General features: G+C 44.1%; 11 protein-coding genes. 3 read left to right on the top strand and 8 right to left on the bottom strand.

Translation table 11 applies throughout. From position 1 onward, the window contains the following. Positions 1–159 precede the first annotated feature (159 nt). The 3 genes from AC4CU2_RS18685 (at position 160) to AC4CU2_RS18695 (ending at position 1,944) form a co-directional block, all read left to right on the top strand. Positions 160–738, top strand: a complete 579-nt coding sequence (locus tag AC4CU2_RS18685) for a tyrosine-type recombinase/integrase (RefSeq protein ID WP_279690126.1) — start codon at positions 160–162, stop codon at positions 736–738. A gap of 116 nt (positions 739–854) precedes the next feature. Further along, positions 855–1,550 (top strand): AAA family ATPase, encoded by a 696-nt coding sequence (locus AC4CU2_RS18690; RefSeq protein ID WP_490769378.1) that lies wholly within the window; start codon positions 855–857, stop codon positions 1,548–1,550. Between the two features lies 1 nt (position 1,551). Next, a complete protein-coding gene (locus tag AC4CU2_RS18695; protein WP_279690130.1) occupies positions 1,552–1,944 on the top strand; it encodes a hypothetical protein in 393 nt (130 codons plus the stop codon). Positions 1,945–1,946: 2 nt separating this feature from the next. On the opposite strand, the gene AC4CU2_RS18700 is transcribed toward AC4CU2_RS18695, so the two are convergent. From AC4CU2_RS18700 to AC4CU2_RS18735, 8 genes are all read right to left on the bottom strand, one after another. Continuing rightward, complete coding sequence (locus AC4CU2_RS18700; RefSeq protein ID WP_490769379.1) at positions 1,947–2,552, bottom strand: hypothetical protein; 606 nt, start codon at positions 2,550–2,552, stop codon at positions 1,947–1,949. A 63-nt stretch (positions 2,553–2,615) separates the two neighbouring features. Continuing rightward, on the bottom strand, positions 2,616–2,834 hold the full coding sequence (locus AC4CU2_RS18705) for a hypothetical protein (protein WP_279690134.1): 219 nt from the start codon (positions 2,832–2,834) through the stop codon (positions 2,616–2,618). A gap of 2 nt (positions 2,835–2,836) precedes the next feature. Next, a complete protein-coding gene (locus AC4CU2_RS18710) occupies positions 2,837–3,415 on the bottom strand; it encodes a guanylate kinase (protein ID WP_490769380.1) in 579 nt (192 codons plus the stop codon). Then, positions 3,406–3,750, bottom strand: a complete 345-nt coding sequence (locus AC4CU2_RS18715; RefSeq protein ID WP_490769381.1) for a hypothetical protein — start codon at positions 3,748–3,750, stop codon at positions 3,406–3,408. Before AC4CU2_RS18715 ends, AC4CU2_RS18710 begins: the two co-directional genes overlap by 10 nt. Then, positions 3,737–4,012, bottom strand: coding sequence for a hypothetical protein (locus tag AC4CU2_RS18720; protein WP_490769382.1), 276 nt, complete (start codon positions 4,010–4,012; stop codon positions 3,737–3,739). Before AC4CU2_RS18720 ends, AC4CU2_RS18715 begins: the two co-directional genes overlap by 14 nt. Before the next feature lie 79 nt (positions 4,013–4,091). Continuing rightward, complete coding sequence (locus AC4CU2_RS18725) at positions 4,092–5,477, bottom strand: ATP-dependent DNA ligase (protein ID WP_490769383.1); 1,386 nt, start codon at positions 5,475–5,477, stop codon at positions 4,092–4,094. Positions 5,478–5,488: 11 nt separating this feature from the next. Then, positions 5,489–5,914, bottom strand: a complete 426-nt coding sequence (locus AC4CU2_RS18730; protein WP_490769384.1) for a hypothetical protein — start codon at positions 5,912–5,914, stop codon at positions 5,489–5,491. Between the two features lie 107 nt (positions 5,915–6,021). Next, the coding region (locus AC4CU2_RS18735; RefSeq protein ID WP_490769385.1) for a hypothetical protein at positions 6,022–6,274 on the bottom strand (253 nt) is incomplete at its 5' end.

The raw sequence follows: 6,274 nt of genomic DNA on the forward strand, positions 1-6,274 counted from the left end.
AGTATATCAAGTCGAAATTCATAAAATAAGCAGGGTAAATGCTATACGCGCCATAACTTGTCGCGCTCATAGAAAATAATTTTAGGGCATTTTATTATTTATGGACTATGCTAGACTGATTCTATATCGCCACCTATTTGTGGAAAATGCCCTAAAATTATGAAAAGTGGAAAAGCACCATTCGTCACTGATGACGACCTCCAATTAACCATGAATTTACTTCGTGGAAAGAATGCCAGACGCAATAAAGCCATTTTGCTGTTTTCTCATTTCTTGGGACTGCGCGCAAAGGAAATGGCCGCACTTAAAATCGGTGATGTAATCGATGTGCGCAACGGCAAAGCCAAACAAGTGATTCGTCTTTTGGCCGCCTATACCAAAGGCGGCAAGTATCGTGAGGTGTTTTTAATGAACGATGAAGCCGCTGAAATTGTCAGGGATTACATCTTCGTTGAGCGCCAATTGATCGCTGACGTACCGTTATTCTTGTCGCAAAAAGGCGGTGCATTTAGCGCGAATACGATGCAAAGAATGATTGGAAATCTATATAAAAGCGCGGGTGTAAATGCGAGTTCACACAGCGGTAGGCGCTCATTTGCAACACACCTAATCCGCAATGGCGCTGATATCTATTCGGTTCAACAGCTTATGGGGCATAGCTCCATACAGACCACGCAGGAGTATTTTGCCAGTGACCCAAATCACTTGATGGAAGTGGCAAGAAAGCTAAAAAGATAGTTTTCTGTTTTTCTATTTTACTATCTAACTATTTTTATAGTTTACATGGAAGTTTGCCAACGAACTATCTTCAAGGTAAACTTTAATTTTCCAACACTTATGTTCGGAGTCAAAAGGTGATTTTACTACTTGCAAATGCCAAGGGTGGCGTAGGCAAAACCGCAACTGCAACCAATCTTGCAACGTGGCTTGTCCATAATAAGAAAGTCGATGTGGCTTTAGTTGATCTCGATACCAACAAAAACTCGCGCAATTGGGGCGTTTACCGCGAACAAAACAAAGCGTCTTTACCTGACGGTCTCAATCAGATCCACGTTGAATACTTGGCCGAAACACCAAATGCCTATGATCGTATTGTTGAACTCAATAAAACTTATGAATACGTGATTTTGGACATGGGTGGGCATGACTCAAACGTGTTCCGTCAATGCCTTCTTGGTACAGATGAAATCTTAATTCCACTACGTCCAAATCAAGGCGATATCGACGTGACAAGTGATGTGTTGGAAGTGATTGAGCAAGCCAATGAAATTCGTTCGGGTGAACTTGAAATCGACCCAATCATGCCGTTTATTTACTTCACACAGGTTAATTCCAACCCACGTGTGCCTGCGCTACGTCAAGCCGTTGCGGATTTCAAAGCGGCAAGTGGTGACGCATGGATGACCATCGATTCAACTGCGAGCTATTCACGTCAGGCATATTCAACCGCATACGGCGCCGGCCTTGGTGTGATTGAGTTGAAAATTGGCGCAAGCAAAGCGGCAAACGACGTAAATGAATTGGCTGAAATTATTTTTAAGGAGCACTGAAATGACGGGATTAAATAAAGCGGCAAGAATTGATGCTGAAAAAAGCACGCAAGAAAGTTCGGCGGTGAGCGCGTTCATCCAGCAAGCACCTTTAAAGGCCGATGTTGAAGCGAAAGCGCCACAAGCCGAGAAGGTTGAGCAAAAGCCAAAGAACTCACCATGGCGTGAGGGCGCGCTCATGTCTGAGGACGAATTGCGCTCTACGGACAAACGCTTTTCTGGCTTCTTAAATATGGAATTGCAACTGCGTTTACAGTTCATTAAAAGCCGCATGAACAATGAAGCATTGTCACAAGGCAAGAAAGCGACACGCATTTCAATCAATGAGCTACAGGCGATGGCTGTTGAAGACTATACCAATCGCATTTTGAAAAAATGGGGCTACGATCTATAGCCCTAAATTTTGGCTCGAACTTCGTCGAAGTTGATCTTTGCATAATGCGAATACAACTGATACGAGTTCATGCCAAATGCGTCATGCACTTCCTCTTCAAGACTCGTCAATGGACGATGGCCCTGCACATTCTCCCAAAACATATAGCTTGTCTGCACGCTTAAGATTGCTGTATCAATGATCTCTTTGGCCATAGGTGATAGCTGAGCGCGCATCCGATATGCCTGTTCAACTGTCATGTGTTCAACTTGCGTTATCGGTAGATCAGACTCAAGCGAAAATAACACTGCTCTCCTGCGCTCATACGACATTTTCTGCAAGCCAGCAATTAAAGTTGATAGCAGCAACGAGCTACGCTGTGGACCCGAATATGACGCAATCTGTGGTGTCTCAATCAGCCCCATTTCCACCGCGTATTTGATTTGCTTGATCAAGTATTTCACCTCAAGCTCAATTTGTGAATCTGGCACTTCACGTAATGTTTTTAAAATTAAGGCGGTCAATTGCACCGGCAAGACTTGATTCACGTCTTTGTGCCAAAGTTTTGAAAGTGATAAGTCACTGTTTTCTAGCACAGGCAAAACGCCTGGCACTTCCTTTAAAAGCATAAAAAGCTCCAACCAAAATCGGCTAGAGCTAGTTTATCTGACAAATTTTACTTGGGTAAGCGTTTATGCCACTGCTGCTGGGAATGTATAGGGCGCAAATGGCTTTTTACGCGCTGCATCCTGATTGGCAAGCAAGTTCACATTACCGCTTACAACCACAAATGAACTCCACTGCTCTTGCGCCATTCGCACCGCTTCACGGTGATCAGGCGCTTCAACGCGACCTGACACAGTACCGCCACTTTGAAGATTGAATCGATAAGAATAAATGTAGGTTTGCATAATTAAACTGCCTTCTTGCTTAGGCTATTTACCTTTGCGTTTACGTGATAGTTGATAATGTCGAGGATGCTTTCATTATCCATCTCGTCAGTTTCGAGCATCATGTCATATTGGCGCACGACTTCATCCGCCCATTTCGATTCAACATCAAACATGACCGCCAATCGTTCGGCCATTTCTTCTTTGGTTTGTGCGCGGTCAAACAAGCGAAGAATGGCTGTCCATGTCTCAACCGACAAGAAGATCGATACAAAAGGCGCGTTATTTGCTTCCAAGTAACGACGAACTTTTGCAAAACCGTTTGGCTCAATGATTAATACCGCATGTTCATTTGAGAAGGCATGTTTTTTAATTTCATCCATCCCCAGTCCATACTGATGTTCACCATGCTGATTTCGCTCAAGCAAATGCGTTTTGGCGAAATCTACTTCACTTAAAAAGTGGTAGCTGATGCCGTCGATTTCTTCTGGACGACGTGGGCGTGTCGTACACGTCACCACGCGATTAAAGCCTTGATGCTCAAGCAGCCCTGCAATTGTTGTTTTGCCGCTGCATGTTGCTCCTGAAAGAATTACAAGCATGTTTCTTTCTCCACTTTGTTATCGACAGAAGGGTCAGCCTTATCGACGATTTTGACTAAATTATTAGGATGGTTTTTATTCCAGCGATTTTGAACTTCAAGCGCGAAATATTTAATTGTGTTTTCCAAAGACTCAGCGCTTTTAGCATGTTTGGTAAACGCATTACACATTTCTTCCAAATGCATTTGACGCGCCAAGTCATGATCGCTATGAATGTAGCGCGTTAGGATTTCACCATCTTTATTCATATACTTGATGGTTAGAACTTCAAGTTTGGGGTTGAGCGCCGTTAAAACAGCGCGCCGCATTACCAGCCAACGATCATGTAGCTTCATGTTGTTCACCAGCCATAGTGTCTTCAACGACCTCAACGCCTTTCGGGTCACCAATCATTTGAAGGTATGTGATGTTTAAGTGGCTTACCGTGCCTTCCGCTGCGTGCAAGTTGGCTGCAAATTCTAAGCAAGCGTTATGGACTTGCTCATACTCAGTCGCATTGTTGATGTATGGCGTGTTGCGGTAAAAGCGCACCGAACCAACGCATTGAACATACGCCTGACCGCTCGTTGGGACGAGCGTGTAGCCGTACGACGCCATAAAGTAGAATGATTTATCTTTTTTTGGCTTTTTAGCCTTAACCGCTGTTTGTACGCTCATGTTGCATTTCTCTATGTTGTTAAACTGATTGAATAGCGTTGTTAAATTGCGCTGTAATGCGCTCTAACGAGTCCGCCTCTGTTTTGTCTGCTCGATATGTGTCTTCGACTAAACGTGGCAAAAACAAGCTGTGAGCGTCATTTGAAGCGCTTGGTTTTAATATTTGATTAGAGCGGACAGTGACAATGCGGCCAACCCAATCATTAGGCGCTTGATCAACTTCATCACGCATTTTTTCATTCTTCACCGCCACATCCACGATCAATTGACCGCAAGCTGATTTGCAATTGAATGCCCCTGCACGACCTTCGTTTTTAGAGCCGACTTTGCCTTCGTTGACCGCGACAATTTCTAATTCGCAATCCGCTTCAAGCTTGAGCTTGATTTGCTCTTTTGAAGTGCCGTCTTTCCAAAATGCGTTAGGGTGTTTGATGACTGTGCCTTCTTCGCCTTTTTTCAACAGTTCGCCATAGTGCTCGTAGGCTTCTTCCAGCGAGTGAACGATACGTGTAGGAATTAATCGAAGTGGGGCTTCAAGACCCGATTTGCGTGCCGCAGCACGTGTCATCGCCAGCAATAAGCGGAAACGCTGCTCATACGGCACATCAAATGAACCTTTGGCACGCACTGAGGTGATTGGAATCAAATCCCACACCACGAATACAGGACGATCACCTTCTTCAAATGAGCCGCCTTTAATGACACTGTTTAAAATGCCGTTGCCGATTTCACGCGGTAGGATTTTACCCGCACGTTCAACCAACAATTCACCGTGATATTGCAGATCGACACGGAGGTGTTCGCTGATGCTATTGATCAAATCGCCAAACGGTTCAATTGGAAAAGGTGTCCCTTGACGACTTGAAAGCACCACACCTGTTTTTAAATTCGTGACGTTGACAAACATGCCGTCAGCTTTAAGCTGTGAAAATACACCTTTAGCCCAAGGCCATTTGCTTAGATCGGTATCTTTTGGCAACGAACAGCGCTGATATGGGAATACAGGGATGAAGTCTTTACATGCTTTGTTGATGGTTGACGCACCAAAGCCCGCACGTAAGTCTTTGCGCAAAATCCGCATAAGCAGTGAGCCACTTTCTTTGCTGAGTTGGCCCAATTGCTTTGCCAATTCTTGACGTGCCGCATTGCCGGTGAGTTCACGTTTTTGCAACTGCTCAAGGAAGCTCAGTGTGTCAACTTCATCGAAAAACAGTTCGCCGTGTTCAATGGCTTCATCTGCTTTTGTTGGCAGCAATCCAAAGACCTGAAATGGGTTGTAGGCAAGTTCACATACGGTTTTGAACATTTCGCTTTGAATGTGTTTTGTCACCAAAGCTTCTTTGTTCTTTTTCGATGAATCTTCCGCGATCTTGTCGAGCGCAATCAATACGTCATTGCTATTCATTGCAATCGTCCTTAATTTAAGAATTTAGGTGGAGTATTTTTTTCTGCGTCTTGCATTTGCAGTGACATTTCTTGGCGATGCAGCTCTCGCTCGTTGCGTTCTGCCTCTGTTAGCTTGGCATTGGTTTGCTGCGCGAAAATTTCAACGTATTGACTGAGCACGCCAATATAATGTCGATCACGCTCCTCATTAAAGCCCTCAAGAGAGATGCCTAAAACGTGCAGCCCTTCTTCAACCGTATTTGCCCCACAACTCACCATCGTTTGCGCTTCTTTAATTGCCGCACAGTTCATTAGTGAATTGATGATGATGCCATCTTGATGCGCGCAAGTGGTTTGCCCAAATATCGTCTCGGCAAGCGTTAAAACTTGCTTGATGAATTTTGTCATCGCCTCTACTTCACTTTCGGGACTTTCAAATACTGGATTGCGATTCATGTGATACTCCACATACTTAAAATAAGTATTGTTTGTTAAAAATAGTGTTGATTTTCATAATATTAAAACCAACAAAACATATTAAATAAAAATCAGCGTTGACTGAATTATTTAGATGATACAGTGTCTTTTTTAGGATTTGAAGCGTTTTTCGCAATTTCAATATTGATTGCGTCGGCAAATGTTGACCCCGACGTGTGCACGACAGGCTGTTCAATTACTTGCGGCTGATCTTCTGCGCCGTATTCACGTGGGGTAAATGTAATACCGCGCTCAACAGGGTCTCGGTTGACCGTTACGCCTTGACGATTTAAGCGCTGTTCATTTTGAGCCTGCATTTCTGCGCGGTCTGTGTAATAG

Source organism: Acinetobacter sp. 797_lipA (assembly GCF_058243025.1).

Bases quoted from the DNA above. Each gene is read 5' to 3' on its own strand.
- AC4CU2_RS18685 (WP_279690126.1), top strand. From the start codon at position 160: ATGAAAAGTGGAAAAGCACCATTCGTCACTGATGACGACCTCCAATTA.
- AC4CU2_RS18695 (WP_279690130.1), top strand. From the start codon at position 1,552: ATGACGGGATTAAATAAAGCGGCAAGAATTGATGCTGAAAAAAGCACG.
- AC4CU2_RS18700 (WP_490769379.1), bottom strand. From the start codon at position 2,552: ATGCTTTTAAAGGAAGTGCCAGGCGTTTTGCCTGTGCTAGAAAACAGT.
- AC4CU2_RS18705 (WP_279690134.1), bottom strand. From the start codon at position 2,834: ATGCAAACCTACATTTATTCTTATCGATTCAATCTTCAAAGTGGCGGT.
- AC4CU2_RS18710 (WP_490769380.1), bottom strand. From the start codon at position 3,415: ATGCTTGTAATTCTTTCAGGAGCAACATGCAGCGGCAAAACAACAATT.
- AC4CU2_RS18715 (WP_490769381.1), bottom strand. From the start codon at position 3,750: ATGAAGCTACATGATCGTTGGCTGGTAATGCGGCGCGCTGTTTTAACG.
- AC4CU2_RS18720 (WP_490769382.1), bottom strand. From the start codon at position 4,012: ATGGCGTCGTACGGCTACACGCTCGTCCCAACGAGCGGTCAGGCGTAT.
- AC4CU2_RS18725 (WP_490769383.1), bottom strand. From the start codon at position 5,477: ATGAATAGCAATGACGTATTGATTGCGCTCGACAAGATCGCGGAAGAT.
- AC4CU2_RS18730 (WP_490769384.1), bottom strand. From the start codon at position 5,914: ATGAATCGCAATCCAGTATTTGAAAGTCCCGAAAGTGAAGTAGAGGCG.